The organism is Virgibacillus sp. Bac330 (assembly GCF_003667845.1).
In the GTDB taxonomy this organism is placed as follows: domain Bacteria; phylum Bacillota; class Bacilli; order Bacillales; family Amphibacillaceae; genus Virgibacillus; species Virgibacillus chiguensis.
Genome location: NZ_CP033048.1, coordinates 3145275 through 3160774 on the forward strand (window position 1 = coordinate 3145275; position 15500 = coordinate 3160774).

At 36.0% G+C, this 15500-nt stretch carries 14 protein-coding genes and 1 pseudogene; 2 read left to right on the forward strand and 13 right to left on the reverse strand.

From position 1 onward, the window contains the following. Positions 1–122 precede the first annotated feature (122 nt). From D9780_RS14495 to D9780_RS14520, 6 genes are all read right to left on the reverse strand, one after another. Positions 123–1478 carry an alanine/glycine:cation symporter family protein gene (locus tag D9780_RS14495; protein WP_073012124.1) on the reverse strand — a complete coding sequence of 452 codons (1356 nt, stop codon included), beginning with the start codon at positions 1476–1478 and terminating at the stop codon, positions 123–125. Between the two features lie 360 nt (positions 1479–1838). Continuing rightward, a complete protein-coding gene (locus D9780_RS14500) occupies positions 1839–2429 on the reverse strand; it encodes a hypothetical protein (RefSeq protein ID WP_121640583.1) in 591 nt (196 codons plus the stop codon). A gap of 12 nt (positions 2430–2441) precedes the next feature. Then, positions 2442–3893 (reverse strand): sodium:solute symporter family protein, encoded by a 1452-nt coding sequence (locus D9780_RS14505; protein WP_121640584.1) that lies wholly within the window; start codon positions 3891–3893, stop codon positions 2442–2444. Beyond that, positions 3893–4129, reverse strand: coding sequence for a hypothetical protein (locus D9780_RS14510; RefSeq protein ID WP_073012118.1), 237 nt, complete (start codon positions 4127–4129; stop codon positions 3893–3895). Before D9780_RS14510 ends, D9780_RS14505 begins: the two co-directional genes overlap by 1 nt. 38 nt (positions 4130–4167) lie before the next feature. Then, on the reverse strand, positions 4168–5133 hold the full coding sequence (locus tag D9780_RS14515) for an ornithine cyclodeaminase family protein (RefSeq protein ID WP_121640585.1): 966 nt from the start codon (positions 5131–5133) through the stop codon (positions 4168–4170). Between the two features lie 209 nt (positions 5134–5342). Further along, complete coding sequence (locus D9780_RS14520; protein ID WP_371413746.1) at positions 5343–6524, reverse strand: N-acetylmuramoyl-L-alanine amidase; 1182 nt, start codon at positions 6522–6524, stop codon at positions 5343–5345. Here D9780_RS14520 and D9780_RS14525 point away from each other — a divergent pair. Further along, positions 6436–7802: pseudogene (locus tag D9780_RS14525) on the forward strand (helix-turn-helix domain-containing protein). The gene D9780_RS14520 and the pseudogene D9780_RS14525 overlap by 89 nt on opposite strands. A gap of 90 nt (positions 7803–7892) precedes the next feature. Here the strand turns inward: D9780_RS14525 and D9780_RS14530 are convergent. The 7 genes from D9780_RS14530 to D9780_RS21450 all read right to left on the reverse strand — a co-directional run bounded on the left by D9780_RS14530 (position 7893) and on the right by D9780_RS21450 (position 13938). After that, entirely contained in the window at positions 7893–8378 is a 486-nt protein-coding gene (locus D9780_RS14530) for a DUF6985 domain-containing protein (RefSeq protein ID WP_121640587.1), read from the reverse strand. Between the two features lie 5 nt (positions 8379–8383). Next, on the reverse strand, positions 8384–8626 hold the full coding sequence (locus tag D9780_RS21445) for an HNH endonuclease (RefSeq protein WP_371413665.1): 243 nt from the start codon (positions 8624–8626) through the stop codon (positions 8384–8386). A 130-nt stretch (positions 8627–8756) separates the two neighbouring features. Beyond that, on the reverse strand, positions 8757–9734 hold the full coding sequence (locus D9780_RS14540) for a hypothetical protein (protein ID WP_121640589.1): 978 nt from the start codon (positions 9732–9734) through the stop codon (positions 8757–8759). A gap of 49 nt (positions 9735–9783) precedes the next feature. Then, a complete protein-coding gene (locus tag D9780_RS14545) occupies positions 9784–10002 on the reverse strand; it encodes a hypothetical protein (protein ID WP_121640590.1) in 219 nt (72 codons plus the stop codon). Positions 10003–10033: 31 nt separating this feature from the next. After that, complete coding sequence (locus D9780_RS14550) at positions 10034–11131, reverse strand: hypothetical protein (RefSeq protein WP_121640591.1); 1098 nt, start codon at positions 11129–11131, stop codon at positions 10034–10036. A gap of 494 nt (positions 11132–11625) precedes the next feature. Further along, positions 11626–12132, reverse strand: a complete 507-nt coding sequence (locus D9780_RS14555) for an ankyrin repeat domain-containing protein (protein ID WP_121640592.1) — start codon at positions 12130–12132, stop codon at positions 11626–11628. Positions 12133–12156: 24 nt separating this feature from the next. Then, positions 12157–13938, reverse strand: a complete 1782-nt coding sequence (locus tag D9780_RS21450; protein WP_240458699.1) for an AHH domain-containing protein — start codon at positions 13936–13938, stop codon at positions 12157–12159. Between the two features lie 275 nt (positions 13939–14213). Between D9780_RS21450 and D9780_RS14565 the strand changes: the two genes are divergently transcribed. After that, complete coding sequence (locus D9780_RS14565; protein ID WP_240458700.1) at positions 14214–15020, forward strand: tyrosine-type recombinase/integrase; 807 nt, start codon at positions 14214–14216, stop codon at positions 15018–15020. Positions 15021–15500: the final 480 nt, after the last annotated feature.

Genomic DNA, 15500 nt, shown 5'->3' on the forward strand with positions numbered 1-15500 from the left:
CGCAAGGACGAGCGAGTTTCCGATGAACTAGTGTAAAAAAAATTGCACCTTGTTGTTAGACCTCTATCTAACAACAAAATGCAATGTAACTTGTATGCAATAATTTTTTGGTAGATAAGCAACTACGAAGCTACTTTCTGCTTTTCTTCTTTGGCCTTTTTCTGGAAACGTTTGGTTTCGTAAATAATTACCCCTGATAAACCGAGTAAACCAATTAAGTTCGGTGCAGCCATTAAGCCATTCAACACATCGGCGAGCATCCAGACTACATCAAGGGTAGCGGTGGCACCAACAAAAATAAAAAGAACGAAAACTGTACGATAGGCTCTTACTGCCATAGGATTTTTGAATAAGTATTGGAAGCATTTTTCTCCATAATATCCCCATCCCAAAATTGTCGAGGTAGCAAAAAACAGTAACCCAATTGTAATAATATATGGACCTGCTCCACCAAGTAAAGTCTCAAAAGCTGTAGACGTCAACACACCTGCTTCGATGGAACCATTTCGCCAATCACCAGACATGACAATAGTGATTCCCGTAATGGAACAAACGATAAATGTATCAATCAGAACTTGCGTCATGGAAACGAGCGCTTGTCTGCCAGGTAAGTCCGTTTTAGCTGCTGCAGCAGCTATAGGAGCAGATCCTAAACCTGCTTCATTGGAAAATAAACCGCGGGCAATTCCAAATCGTATCGCTGCACCAATAGCTCCACCCGTTGCAGCCTCCCCTGTAAACGCAAATGTAAAAATCGTTCCAAGTGCTTCTGGTACAAGATTAATATTCATTATCATAACTATAATTCCAGCCAGAATATAAAATAATGCCATAATTGGCACAAAAAATGCAGTTACCCGTCCAATCCATTTAATTCCACCTAAAATAACCATACCAGCAAAGATAACTAGCACAATACCAGTGACCCAAAAAGGAACAGAAAATGTATCATGCATTAAATCTGCAATAGCTTTAGACTGTGTTCCATTACCAATCCCAAAAGCTGCAAGAGAACCAAATACTGCAAACAGAACACCGAGCCATTTCTGTTTTAATCCGTGCTCCAAATAATACATTGGACCACCAGCCATATTTCCATTCGCATCTTTCACGCGATACTTCACAGCTAAAATTGCCTCACCATACTTCGTCGCCATGCCAAAAAATCCAGCTAACCACATCCAAAAGATAGCACCAGGTCCACCCATCACAACCGCCGTGGCTACCCCAACAATATTTCCTGTACCAACCGTTGCAGCCGAAGCAGTCATTAATGCCTGAAAGTGGGAAATATCTCCCTCTGAATCTTTATCCTGACTTCTGGAAAATGCAAGCTTTAGCGCATAAGGTAACGAACGCACTTGCAAAGCACCAAGTCTAATTGTTAAATAAATTCCAGTACCTACTAGCAGTACAAGTAATGGTATTCCCCATATAATACTGCTCATTTGACTTAAAAATTCTTCAATTTGCGCCATAAGCATCCCCTTCTTTTTATTTGTACTACAACAAGTAAACGCATCTCTTCCTTATATCTTTTTAAAGAGTTGTACTTTTTACCTATTATTCTAAGTAAACCGAAAATTCAGCATGATGTCAAGATTGACTTTTTGTGAAATGTGATTATTTTAGACAAGCATCTTCTATAAACTACAAAATTCCACACGTACTACAGTGGAAAAAATGGTCTCCCTTATTCTTAAAAAGACACAATTATTACCATACATTTCCGCACTCGTTATAGTTGATCGTAATTATTTTGGCAAACGAGAGTAGCAAGTTAATTAAAATCTAGTAAAAAAATGCCCCCCTTATAGAAAAGCTCCACTTATTTTAATCTATTTTACTTTTAACCACCTATTTGTTTCCCATTGACTGCTTAAATACTTTTCAGATTCTCCAGTATTTGCATTTAAAAACAAGGGATTAGAGACACAGTCGCTATCTATATCAATCTTCCATAAAGGTAAATACACCAATGAATAATGAATAATTTTATGTTTAGGTTTTTTCAAAATATAAGAACGGTTAATTTGCGTCCTTTGTACATCCTTTATATATTTTTCCACTTCATATGCTGCTTTAATTTTTGGGCTTATTACTTTACTTTCATCTACAAAACGTCTCGATATGCACATATCGCTAGTTAATAACCCTCTATAGCCTGATACAGCATCAATAAAGCAGTTTACGGAAGATTGTTTAGGGGGAAACGGCTTTCTATCTGCAATGACTAACATTTTCGCTAGCCACATAGGGTGGAAAATTAAGCCTTTATTATTTGTATTCGCTTGCAAAAATGCGATGGTGACATCCTTCTTTAACTTAGTAGCTACATGGATTGATTTATAAATATAGGAATACAGCTGCTTATTATCAATGAATTCGTTATCACCAATAACATGTATTTCTTTTTTACTCAGATTCATAAAAACACCTCATCAAACAGTCTTTTTACTATCATTTTCTGCATGGTATTGATTCACTTGATTTTGAATTTCGGCGGATGGTGTTTGAGTAACGAAACTAACTACGATTAAAAGAATGAGTGATACAGGGGCTGCAATGATTGGTTCTGATACCAATGCGAAAGGTTTTGTTAGGACAAGTATAAGAAATGTGACTGCACCACCAAGCATACCAGCCAGTGCACCTGCTTTGTTTGCTCTGTTCCACCAAATACCTAAAACGAGCGGGAAACCAAATGCTGATAACAAGAAACCGCCAACCCAGCCCACCATGATCGCAATTAATTGGGGTGGATTTATCGCTATGACAATACCGATAATACTCGCAACAATCATAACGACGAACCCGATTTTAGTGACCGTTTTTTCAGACGCTTCTTTATTGATATACTCCTTATAAATATCGTGCGCAACACCAGCTGAAATGGCTAAAAGCATTGCATCCGCTGAAGACATAATAGCAGCAAGCAAACCTGCAAGCATCATACCAGCTAAAATAGGGGACATATAATTCTCAATGACAGAGACAAAGATCATATCTTGATTGTCCAGAGAATCCGCTATACCAAGACTAGCACCACCTGCAGCAACTATAAATCCAAATATAAAAATGAATAGATATAAAAGACAAGCCCACATAGCCGATCTTCGTGCTGTTTTTGCATCACGTGAAGAAAAATTGCGCATTACCGCTGATGGTGAAACAATGCCAAACCATAGGAAGGCTAAAAATAAACCAAAATAGGACATCCATGGTTGTGTAATATCCCCAAAATTTGGTGTAACGGCTAAGGCATCTTGTATTAACGTTGAAAAGCCATTATGTTGGAAAAGAATAATGCATGACAGTACAAGCATTCCGATCAGCATCACAGAACCTTGGATAAGATCGGTATATGTTATTGCCCACATGCCTCCTAATGCGGCATAAATGGTAAAGCCAATTCCTAGAAGAATGACAGCTGTTTTATAATCCACTCCTAATACGTAAGATCCAATTAAGCCTGATGCTGTAAGCTGTGGAACCATGTAAAACGTCATCCCAATCACAACGATAAACACTGCTACAATCTGCACTGCTCTTCCGTACCGTTGTTTAAAAAATTCCGGTAATGTATTCACTCCTGAACGTCTAATTTGTCCAGACACTAAAAAGAGCGTAAATGGTAAAATAGCAACGGCTCCAAATCCATAGGCAAACAGGAAAGGAACGCCAAGGGCAACACCTGAACCAACAGCGCCCATTAATGAACTGGAGCTAGCTAATGCTGCAAACAAGGCAAAAGCACCAACAAAAGTATTAATACTTTTGCCTGCTGTCCAGTAATCATTTTCGGACGAGTGAGCACGTTTAGCAAAATAGATGCCCATGAACGTCATTAAAATGAGATATACAGCCAATATAACAGCTTCAAGAATTTGCATTACTTCTTCCTCCTTTCATCGTCATTTTCCTTACGTTCTTTTTTCTCTATCCAGACCACATAAATGACCGCTAATATAAACCACATGATATAGCTTAAAAACATGAGCCAACCCGCTAAGGAAATTCCCATAAAGTACGTATCTGTCGGCCACCATATTAAAACGACCGCTACACAGCAAAGTAATATTGCTACTAAAATAATTCCTGGATCTAACCATCGCGATTTAGCCTGCATTCTTCCCCCCCTCTCATCCATTGTTTATTTTTCTTCCTTTACATATCCAGTTTTGTTCCAATATTGTTTTCTATTGACTTTTGATACATGAAATGAGCAACAACTACATCAAACAAAGCCATTCCGGTTGATTTAAATAAGACCGTTTTCGCTTTTTCTCGATTTAGCTGAACTCCGCTTGTAGTATGCTGCGACATGAAAGTAATGGACTCGTGTTTTATCAACCCCTGATCCATTGGCATAGCTAAATCACCAGATTCCGTTATGGCATGCTCTGTATCAACAAATACTTTATCCGCTAAACGATACAATGATGTGGGGAACTCTCTCATAGTTGGTTGGAACGAGCCAATACCAATAAATAATTTATTTTTCAACAAGTGTGGATCGTCTGGGAGAACTGGTTCTTTAGATGTCGTTGCCGTTATAACAATACCCGCTTTAGCAATAGCTTCCTCTGCTGAAGACACCGGGTGAATTTGCACTTCTTCTCCAATCCACTCTATGAGAGAATGGCGAAATGACGCTATTTTTTCGTGGGATCGATTATAGAGATATATGTGTTTTATCTCCCGTTCTGTACATGCAGCAACGGCTTGATAGAAACCTTGTGTTCCAGTACCGATAATTGCCAACGATGTGTCTCCTTTACGCGCAAGATGTCTAACCGCAGAACCTCCTATGGCGCCGGTACGCATGCCCGTTAGATAAGAACCATTTAAAACTGCTTTTATTTCTCCTGTCTCCTTACAATGCAGCACAACCAACCCGTGAATGGTTGGACATGTTTGGTTATTTGGGAATACCGTAACAAGTTTGGTAGCGATTACATCACTTGTGAAACATGGCATGAACAAAAGTGTATTAGCATTGTCTTCTATATGCATACGTTCTGGAGCTAAAAACTCACCAGATTCATAGATATGATACGCATGATCAATACCATCTATTACCTCTTTCATCGACACAGACTGTTTTATATCCTTTTCACTTAGAAACAACATGTATTCTTCCTCCTTTAAAGTTCAGATTTAGAAAAACTTGGCTTGTCGCCAAGTCCTTATGGCGAAAGGCGTAGTTTTTCTTATACTATAAACCTTTAAACTTTTATACTCCCTCTTTATTTAGAGGAAGACGTTAAAAAATATGAAGCCAAAAGAGAGTTGTTCAATAATTAAAGCCTACCCCAATAAAAGGAGTAGGCTTTTTAATATTAATATACGTCCGACTTACGAACCCAAGACATAATGCCACTAAGTAATACCCGATCTGATTTAACCTGCTTAACCGTATATGAGTTACCCTTAACAAAATCGGCAATCGACTCTCCTGTAGCGAATTTGCTTGCTGATTTTTTGACTGTTACTTTTTGGCCAACTGAAAATGATTTTGGTTTTGGCATGCTGGATGCGATAGATTTACCGGTCAATCGTCTGTTTACCTCTCGCTTAACTTTATTATAGACGGATGAACTAACACCTAACGACTTACGCCTATTAGCATGTCCATTACCATGCTTACCGTCAATGACTTCTTGCGCCATCTGGGCAACAGTTTTACCTTTAGATTTAGATGCTGTTTTAATGCCCGATCTACGGTTAACTTCTTTGCGTACCTTGTCATACTCAGCTTGAGTAATCCCTAATGATTTACGTCTGGCATCATGGCCGTTGCCATGTTTACCAGCAATCACTTCTTGTGCCATTTTAGAGATGGATTTACTTTCTGGCTTGCTTGGTTTTGATTGTCCTTTGACACCGAAATAATTAGCAATGGCATCAGCTAAAGCCTTGCCTGCACGCTCTAGCTTATCGTCATCACGCATGACTTTAATATCGATTGTAGAGTCCATAAAGCCAACTTCAATGAGAATAGCGGGCATCCTTGATTCCCGTACCATATGAAGGTTTGCTGTTTTTATGCCCCTATCACGCAAACCCATTACGCCAACAATGCTAGGGTGTATGGCTTTTGCTAAAGCTAACCCTGTAGATGCACCAGGATAGTAATAGGTTTCTGTGCCTGTCCAATTACCCCAGCGACCATTATTCGCATTGTGATGATAAGATACTAAAATATCTGCACCCCAATTATTTGCTTTATTTGTCCTAGTTGTTAATGGTACATCTGTCTTTCCAGTCGGATCATCAAGTCTTAGTACATCAATGCCATACCCTTCTAAATATCTTACAGCCGAAGTAACTACTTTATTATTAAAAGACCACTCTCTTTCCCCTGATATGCTCCCACTATGGTAGACAGAGAAATAATAAAAACTCTTTACTACGATATTGGGGGCATTTTCTATGTCTAAAAGAAGAAGTAAACATACGTTAGATGAAAGAATCGAGGCGGTATTACGTGTGATTGAGGGGATGGCGTCTGTCAGTACGATTGCTAAAGAATACGCTGTTGACCGTACTACGATTAACTCATGGGTGCGTAAATACGAAGCAGATGGGGTGGATGGTTTAAAGGAAGCGAGGACATGGAAGAAGTATTCCGGCGAACTGAAAAGGGAAGCTGTTGAATTTGATCTAAATGGAGAAGGCAGTCTGAGAATGACTTGTGAGAAGTTTAATATTTCATCTAATTCGGTTTTACGTCAATGGATAAACCAGTATACTAGTGGGAAAGAGTTAAAATCTACTAGTAAAGGAAGAGAAACCATGACAAAAGGGCGTAAAACCACACTTCAAGAACGCATTGAAATTGTGCAATATACGATTGCGAACGAGCACAATTATCATGAGGCGGCTAAAAAGTATAACGTTTCTTATCAACAAGTATATAGCTGGCTGCGTAAATATGAAAAAGATGGGAAACAGGGTCTTCAGGATCGTCGTGGAAAAACACTAGAAACAAAGGCTAGCTTTACCGAAGAGGAGAAATTACAACTTCGTATTAAAGAATTGGAACACCGTAATCAGTATTTAGAGGCGGAGAATGGCTTATTAAAAAAGTTGAAGGAAATCGAAAGGGGGATGGGACAGCGCGACTAGGTAAACATCTAGCTAAATTTCAAGCGATTCATGACTATCACAAGGAGACAACAATACCCATTCTATTACTCTGTAAAATTTTAGATTTATCCCGATCTGGATACTATAAATGGTTGAAACATGAACCTACAGAAGGACAAAGGGAAAATGAGTGGCTCATGAAAAAAGTGAAAGAGGAATTCAGAAAGTATAACGGTAACTTCGGCTATCGTCGAATAACCATGGTGATCAATCGCAAATATAAGAAACAATATGACGAGAAAAGAATTAGACGCTTAATGATCCAAATGGGCTTAAAATAGCATATTCGTCGCTCGAATGGCTATTCCACAAAGACAAGCTATATCAATATTAAGGCAAATCCCGATGCAGCCCCTTTAATTCACAGCGATCGTGGTTCACAATACACATCAAAGGAATATCGTTATCTTACGGCAGAAGCTGGGATGAAACGTAGTATGTCACGTGTAGGTAATTGTATTGATAACGCACCAATTGAAAGCTTCTTTGGTCATTTTAAATGTGAAAGCTATGACTTAAAGAATTACAAGAACTTTGAGGAGCTAGAAAAAGATATTGATAAGTATATTACATTTTATAATGAGGAACGATACCAAAAGAGATTAAACAGCCTAGTACCATTAGAATACCGGCGCCAGGCTGTGGCATAATTTTTTATTTTTTAACTGTCTACTTGACAGGGCGCAGATCAAATCCAGAAGTGCTATCTTTTATTTTTTGCCACTTATTTTTCTGTAAGTTTATAGAACTATATCTTGATATCCTACTTCTTCTACAACTTCATCTTCAATTTTTATACCCAATCCATCCTCAATATCCCAAGACACATCGCACAATAACCCCAATCTTCTCTTTCCATTCTTCCTTACTCTTCTTACAATTAATTCAGTAGGTTTCACTAATTCTGTTAAGCCAGTTAAATAATCTATTTTAGGAGCAACTTTATTTGCTTGTGATTCATCTTCTAACATTTCTCTATATTCATCGACATTCTCACTATAGTACTCAAAGACTTCCTTTTCCGCCTCGCTCATAATATCGTTCATATCTTGAATAAAATTACGGAATGCATCTCTTTGTATATTTGAAAAATCAGCGTCTTCATGCGCATCAACACTCAATAGTATTTTTCTCTCAACATTAAACATTTTAATAGTCATTTCGCCTCGCCAGAAATTATTTTTGTATTCAAGTTCTCCAAATAACTTATCATTAATCTTTGTCATTTTATTTACTCTCCCAACTTAACTTTTATATTATATTCGCCAACTCCACCCAAATGTTTAAAGACGCTATTAATCTTACTTGGTACTAATTGAATTGTTTCCAAATCGTTAAGTTCATGCCAAGTATATTTATTATCTTCTCTCCAATCAGCTATGTCGTCTGCTGTCCACTTTTGTTCTGAAGCACTCCATTTTTTGGCTAATTCTTCATCAGCAGTTGAAAAATTAGCTTTAAAATTTATAGCCACTAAAATATGGAAAGCCTTAATTTACAAATTAAAATAGATATCTTAATGTTCTATTTATTTTTTTATGAATCATTCTTCCAGTGCCAACCTTTCACACTCCAAACGTTCAAATGATTTAAAAATAGAATTTTTATACTATTTCACTCGATATTATCTCGTTAGCATCTATCCAACCACTAGTACCTAAAAGTTCCTCAATTCTCTCTCCATCAGATATTTTCTGTTGGGGAATTGCAATTACCATTAGGTGAGTAGGTCTACTAAGGGCTACATAAGCTAGCTTTAACGCCTTAATAGTTTCGTTTTGTTCATTTTCGTCAACGATGAATTTTGTTTCGATGTAATTACCACATAAATATTCATATAACAGGTCAAAAATATGGTAGTCCCCCAAATTAGTGTCAAGCACCAACATTGTTGATCTATGTGTTTCCCCTTTTGCTGAATGTACGGTACCTATATAAAAATCAGTATCCTCAACCTGTTCTTCCTCTTGCAATCCATTCTTTGAAAGAAATTTTTGTCTGAAGTATTCTACTTGAGTTTTAAGCTGAACAATTTCAAATAAAGTATCTTTTTTACCAGTCAGCATCATTAATGCTTGTTCAAATAATGTTAATGTTTTTGTATCTTCAAAATCTTCTTTGACAAACTCTTTAACAATTTGACTAAGAAGTACTTTGAAAGATAAATTGGAACCCATAACTCTCTTTAAATCAAATATAGAAGAACCGGTCTCTCTTGATAAAATATCCAAACAAAAATTCATGATATTTCCAAGAGGACTCTCTTGATTTCTATTTTTAGTTGATGCCTTGGTATAAACTGTGAATAAATTTGAAAGGTCATCATGAAAGGGAGATAGAATAGCATCTTTTTTGTGTGATTTAGCTGCAAAAACATCAGATTGTTGATTAAAATGTTCAATTATTTTTTTATATTTTGTAAGTAAATCGCTCTCATTATTATATGTTACAAATACAGGTTTAAATGATTTAACGATATCTAGCGATACAAAGCTGCTGTATTTTTCTACACAGACATTTTTTACAATACTTGCTATACTTGGGCCGAATCGTGAAGTTTCAGAGATTTCACGATAATTCACATCTGATTTATTAGGCTTCCAAGCGGGGTAGGGTAAGAACTGTCATAAATTAGTACATCAATCTGAGAAGAGCACCCCTGAGAAGTATAAACAATCCCCTCCCTACTTTTATATCCTCAGGTGCGTGACGTTTTATAATTGTTCTAAGTACAGATTCTTTCCACTCACCATCTGATAACCAGTGCGGATTTTCCATAATGTTCCGGATCCTATTTTTTAGAATCCACATTTCTTCCCCTATAGATTTATAATACTTAATTAAATCCATATTCTTACCCCTTCCCATCAATAAATTATCATCAGTTCTGTAATAATATTTCCACCTCTATTTCTAACCCAAATAAACTTTTATAACTTATGATATTACTTCCCCTGTTAATATCAGACTTATAAGCGTTATTAAAATCATTTTTGCTCTGGTACATGTCTATAAATAATTCTAGTAGATTATCTATACCGCTCAATTGCAATTTTTTAAATAACTTTAAATCGTAACCTACTGTCCATTTAATTCCAACGTCATTTTCTATATCTTGTTGTTCATAAGTGTTCTCCTTCTCATTAGTTAGCAATTCTACTATGTTACTTATTTTTATATCTTCTAATTTATCTTTGTTTGCAACCTCATTTCCAAATTTAGTTAAATTAAGCATATGTAATTCTTTAGAAAATTGCCCTTGTAATGCACGAATTATAAGGTCCTCTTTATCAACCTCATTAAAATCTAGAGTGAATTCAGGATCAATAATTTTAAATGCTGCATTAGTTGCTGAATTATATTGAGGAATAAATATTCCTGTTACAAGCTTTTCACTAATAATTCGTTTAGGATCCCTAAGATTATTCTTTTGTGGAAGGCCGCTCTCAATTTGTTTATCTAGATTTTTAATAGAACTTTGTGTACCTTTACACTCTAACAAATGCATTTCAAAAGAACTATCAAGCATAATGAAATCAGGAGTTTTACTTGGGCCTCGTTTACTTCTGTTACTTATAAGCAGCGAAGGAATGTGTTTCAGAAAGTATCCAGTATCTACAAAGGAAATTAGGTTCATATGTTTTGTTAAATAGTAGGAGGCAAAACCCATACCAAAATCGTCACTAAGAATAGTTTTTTGATGAGGATCTACATCTTGCCACTTTTCATTCAGTCTAAAATCACTACCTTCTAAAAAACAATTTACATATCTTAAAAATGCCCAAAAATCATTTACCGAGATTCCTAGCTGTTCTGGGTGCCTTGTAGCAAGGCCTATATGTATTAGTACTTCTAACATGTCAAATGATGAATACCCACTTTTACCTTTTAAATTTGTGGGGACAGAGCCGGTCCAAGTAGAATAATCAATTTCTATTAAAATGTCTTTACTATTATAAGTCATAGATTTACCTAACAACTAACTTGTTGCCCTTTCACTTTTATTTTAAGAAAGAATTAATATAACTAATCTTAATTGTTACAAACTCATTTCGTGCAAATTTTACAGTAGGAAGCTCAGAGCCGTTCCCTACAAATAAATCTAGCTATAGAGAAAACCTCTCAAAAGTCCAACAAACTAATGAGAGGCTTTAAAGATTCTGAACTGAATTTTAATAAATCCAGTCAAAATCCAGTCAATATTCATTTATAGGGTTTCAAATCCTTGCGCAGCAAAGGGTTTGAGGACAGCTTACATCATGCCGCCCATGCATGAACGGCTGATATTGGTTTATATATTCTTATATCAAATCTTGATATGTTAACCTTTCAGCTTTTTTAAACGAAGTTCATTTATATGCTTTTATACGTATTTATATTTAAATTGTGGTCAAATTACGTTCAATAAAAATACTTCTTTCGCTGTCTGTCCATCTTAGTATAGCACAAAAATCACCCAAAACCCTACATGTCTTATAATCTTTCATCCAACTTCTGTTTTAGATATTCAGCAATTTCTGTTTGGCCTCTCTCAACCGCAAACGCGTATGCATCCATATCTTTCATAGTATCACCTGTATATTTAACAGTAATATCAATACCATTCTGAACAAGATATTTTACAACATCTAAGTTCCCACCGTAAATTGCTGAAAATAAAGGATTTCTATTTGGTTCACTTACATCAAATACCGCTCCATTATTAAATAAATACTCTACAATGCTAAGGTCACCTTTACTAGATGCTTGTGCGATAGGTGCTGATTTTGGTACACCCTCGTTCTTGTTTAGATCCATACCAGATTCAACTAGAAACTTTACCATATCTAGTTCTCCAGCTCTAACAGCTACGTGTAACCATGTTCCAAAAGGTGTCACAAAATCAAGCAAACTTCTATTACTATTAAGAATTTCTTTCGCTTGTTGTATTTGCCCTTTATTAATCAAATCATAGATTTTTATTGCTTCTTCTTTATTCATTAAAATAGCCTCCTAAAAACACTTTTATTTCATTAATGCCGCTTCTTCACCTAGTAATTTAAGCATCTCAACTATTTTTTCCCGATTACCGCCAAAGCTATCCACTTCTTTCAATTTATTGACAATATGTTGAAGACGTTCTATACCGTGTTGTCCTGCTATTCTATTTGGAGCCCAAACAAGATTTTCTTTTCCTATTACTGGTTCTATCCCATATTTTTTTAATATTTCCTGACCTTCTTGAACAAGTTCTTGTTGCTTCTGACCAAGCCCTTTTTTAAATAGAATATGGTGCGCATGCGGATCTATCATAGCTGAAGGGGGTTCCCCTATTAGCTCTCTTAAATACTTTCCAAAATCAATCTTTATTAATGCTTCATCATATTCTTTACTAATACCTAATTCAGACATTCTTTTTCTGATCTCTGACAGCTCATCTACATTAAATGTATTATTTTGAATTTCATTCTTAAGCTTATTCATTTTAACAGCGTCTACATCACCATTAACAATTATATCATCTAGATAATCATTTACTGTATTCCCCGTTCCCTTAGCCTCTATCTTTCCCCCTCCGCCATTCTTCACAGCAAACATCTGCGGACGAATATCACCAAGGGGTTTCCATCTCATGCCAGCTGTCGGAATTGTAGAATCTCCAGTCGACAATTGCTCTCGATAGAAAACAGGCATTTTCACTTTAGCCATTCCAGCTTTAGCTGCATCTACCTTTTCCAGATAATAATTACCACTAAAAGGCTTACTATCCAATAACTTCGGAGCTCTTCTTGCTGCCCCTGCGCCTAGTTTGGCAACGCCTGATACTCCCTTGACAGCCATACTACTTGGTATTAAGGCTGGAATAGTCGCACCAGTGACGTACATAACTCCCTCTTGTTCCACATTATCTGTGAAGGATTGGGCAGTTGATTCCACTGCACGCATAGGATCTTGTAAGAATTGTATCGCAGCTTGTGTGTAGGCATCAACTGTTTCATCTGCACTTTCTTTTAACCAAGATGGCTCCACAGGATCAGGTACAACGCCAGATACGGCAACAACACCTGCATCTTTAACAACGGTTAGCAGTCCCGTAACCATGCCCGCAATACTGTTTACTATTCCTTTTTCAAAGTCATCGACAGCTTTGTTTACACTACTGACAACATCCATGACACCTTCAAAGAAATTCGTATATTTCCTTTTTACGTTTCCGGCCAAGTTATTGTATTCATCATCCGCATTTTCAAATTTTTTTACCTTAGAATTATATAAATCCCATAACTCGTCCATATTACGTTCCAGCTTTTTTCTCGTTGCTTCAATACTCGTTTGGATACGCTCCATATGGCGTCGGTTGATCTCACTTGCTTCTTTTTCCGCATCCGTCGGGTCATCAAACATACCGAAAAAAGAAGCAGGTTGCTGATAGCTTTTGTTTAATGCTTTAAACAGATTATTCGTTATACCGCCCTCTATTTGCTTTAAATTCGCCCAAATATCATTACGATCCACACGCATCATCGTATTTCTTGAAATCGGTGAGATATATCTCGTCGTGTCTGTTACATAATTTTCAAACAGGGATAAAAGGTCATTGATCTGTGTTTCATAATTAGCAATTTTTTCTTTCGAGGTGTTTATGTTCTGATCCCATGCTTCAACACTTTTCCCCTCATTTGTTTGCACAAAGGTACTCACTTTATCAAGTGAATCGTCCATTTTTCCTAAAGCACTTTTATATTTCCGAAGTTCGCCAATAATATCATCTAAAACCCCATAATTAATTTGTAAGTCACGCTTCACAAACTGTCCCCCTTCTCCCTCTCCTTTTAAATCCCCTTGTTATGAAGACATTTCAGTTTTCTTCCTCTATATAAATTTTAATGGTAAAATAATCCATACACCATGCGTCTTTTTTCCTTGTTTTTATATAGGTTGTTTTTACTACTTAAACATTTTTGGTCTATATTTGAGTAAATTTTTAAGTAGCACATTGCAAAACTCCTATAGCTCATGTAACACACACTCAATATCAAAGACTGTTAAATGATATTGCTCCTAATTATGCTAGGACAACCGTGCAAGGGGTAAATACGACAGCTGGAATGATATTCAGACAAGCAATCAAAGATAAACTAATAAAAGATAACCCTCAAAATGGGGTAGTTGTTCCTAAAAAAAGAAAAACAGTTGAAGAAATTGAAAAAGATCCAATTGAAACTAAATACTTGGAACGTAAAGAACTTGATGATTTTCTTAAAGCTGTACGTGAACATGGATTGGATTTAGATCTTGAAAGATTTTATCTATTGGCGTTTTCTGGAATGCGTTCAGGAGAATTACTTGCTTTAAAATGGACAGATATTAACTTTAAAAGTAATGAAATCAGAATTACAAAGACGCTTTATAACGAAAATAACAACATGAAAAAATACCAATTAACACCGCCTAAGACAGAAGGAAGCATTCGAACAATAAATGTAGAAGAAGAGATTATAAATTTATTAAAATCTCACTACAGAAGGCAAAGTAAAACCAAGATGAAATATAGGCATGAATTAGAAGAGTACCACGATGGAAATTTTGTGTTTAGCAGACCTAACGGTTATCCATTTATCCAGAAAAATATTATTACCAGGATGAACCGATTACTTGAATATACCAATATTACTAAAAAAGCTACCCCTCACATTTTTAGGCATACACATATTAGTATGATGACTGAGGCCGGAATCGATTTGGCAACTATTATGGAAAAAGTAGGTCATGAGGATATGAAAACAACTATGAAAATTTATACTCACGTAACAAATAAAATGAAAAAGGACGCCTCTGCAAAAGTAAGAACTTTATACAAAGACGCCCTTTCTAACTTAATTTCTTAAAAAATGTTATTTTTATGTTACTTTTTAGGGTTTTGACGGTAGAATATCCGCTTAAGATGTTGCTATATCAACATTCTTGAGTGGATTTTTACATCATGCCGCCCATGCATGAAAGGCTAATACTGGTTTATATATTCTTATATCAAAGCTTGATATGTTAACCTTTCAGCTTTTTTAAACGAAGTTCATTTATATGCTTTTATACGTATTTATATTTAAATTGTGGTCAAATTACGTTCAATAAAAATACTTCTTTCGCTGTCTGTCCATCTTAGTATAGCACAAAAATCACCCAAAACCCTACATTTATATGAACACTTATTTTATCCACACATCCATAATACACTCAAAAGCCAAACGTTGCCCAGCAATGCTTATGTATTTATTTTGTTTATTGATTTTAATTTATAATAAAGAACAAGTTTTATAAGCAAAAGAGAGCTACTTATGTTAATTTTGTGCCGCCTGATGTGGGGCAGT

What these genes read in the sequence shown, in the direction of transcription:
- D9780_RS14495 (WP_073012124.1), bottom strand. Translation starts at nt 1,478, where the DNA reads ATGGCGCAAATTGAAGAATTTTTAAGTCAAATGAGCAGTATTATATGG.
- D9780_RS14500 (WP_121640583.1), bottom strand. Translation starts at nt 2,429, where the DNA reads ATGAATCTGAGTAAAAAAGAAATACATGTTATTGGTGATAACGAATTC.
- D9780_RS14505 (WP_121640584.1), bottom strand. Translation starts at nt 3,893, where the DNA reads ATGCAAATTCTTGAAGCTGTTATATTGGCTGTATATCTCATTTTAATG.
- D9780_RS14510 (WP_073012118.1), bottom strand. Translation starts at nt 4,129, where the DNA reads ATGCAGGCTAAATCGCGATGGTTAGATCCAGGAATTATTTTAGTAGCA.
- D9780_RS14515 (WP_121640585.1), bottom strand. Translation starts at nt 5,133, where the DNA reads ATGTTGTTTCTAAGTGAAAAGGATATAAAACAGTCTGTGTCGATGAAA.
- D9780_RS14530 (WP_121640587.1), bottom strand. Translation starts at nt 8,378, where the DNA reads ATGACAAAGATTAATGATAAGTTATTTGGAGAACTTGAATACAAAAAT.
- D9780_RS14545 (WP_121640590.1), bottom strand. Translation starts at nt 10,002, where the DNA reads ATGGATTTAATTAAGTATTATAAATCTATAGGGGAAGAAATGTGGATT.
- D9780_RS14555 (WP_121640592.1), bottom strand. Translation starts at nt 12,132, where the DNA reads ATGAATAAAGAAGAAGCAATAAAAATCTATGATTTGATTAATAAAGGG.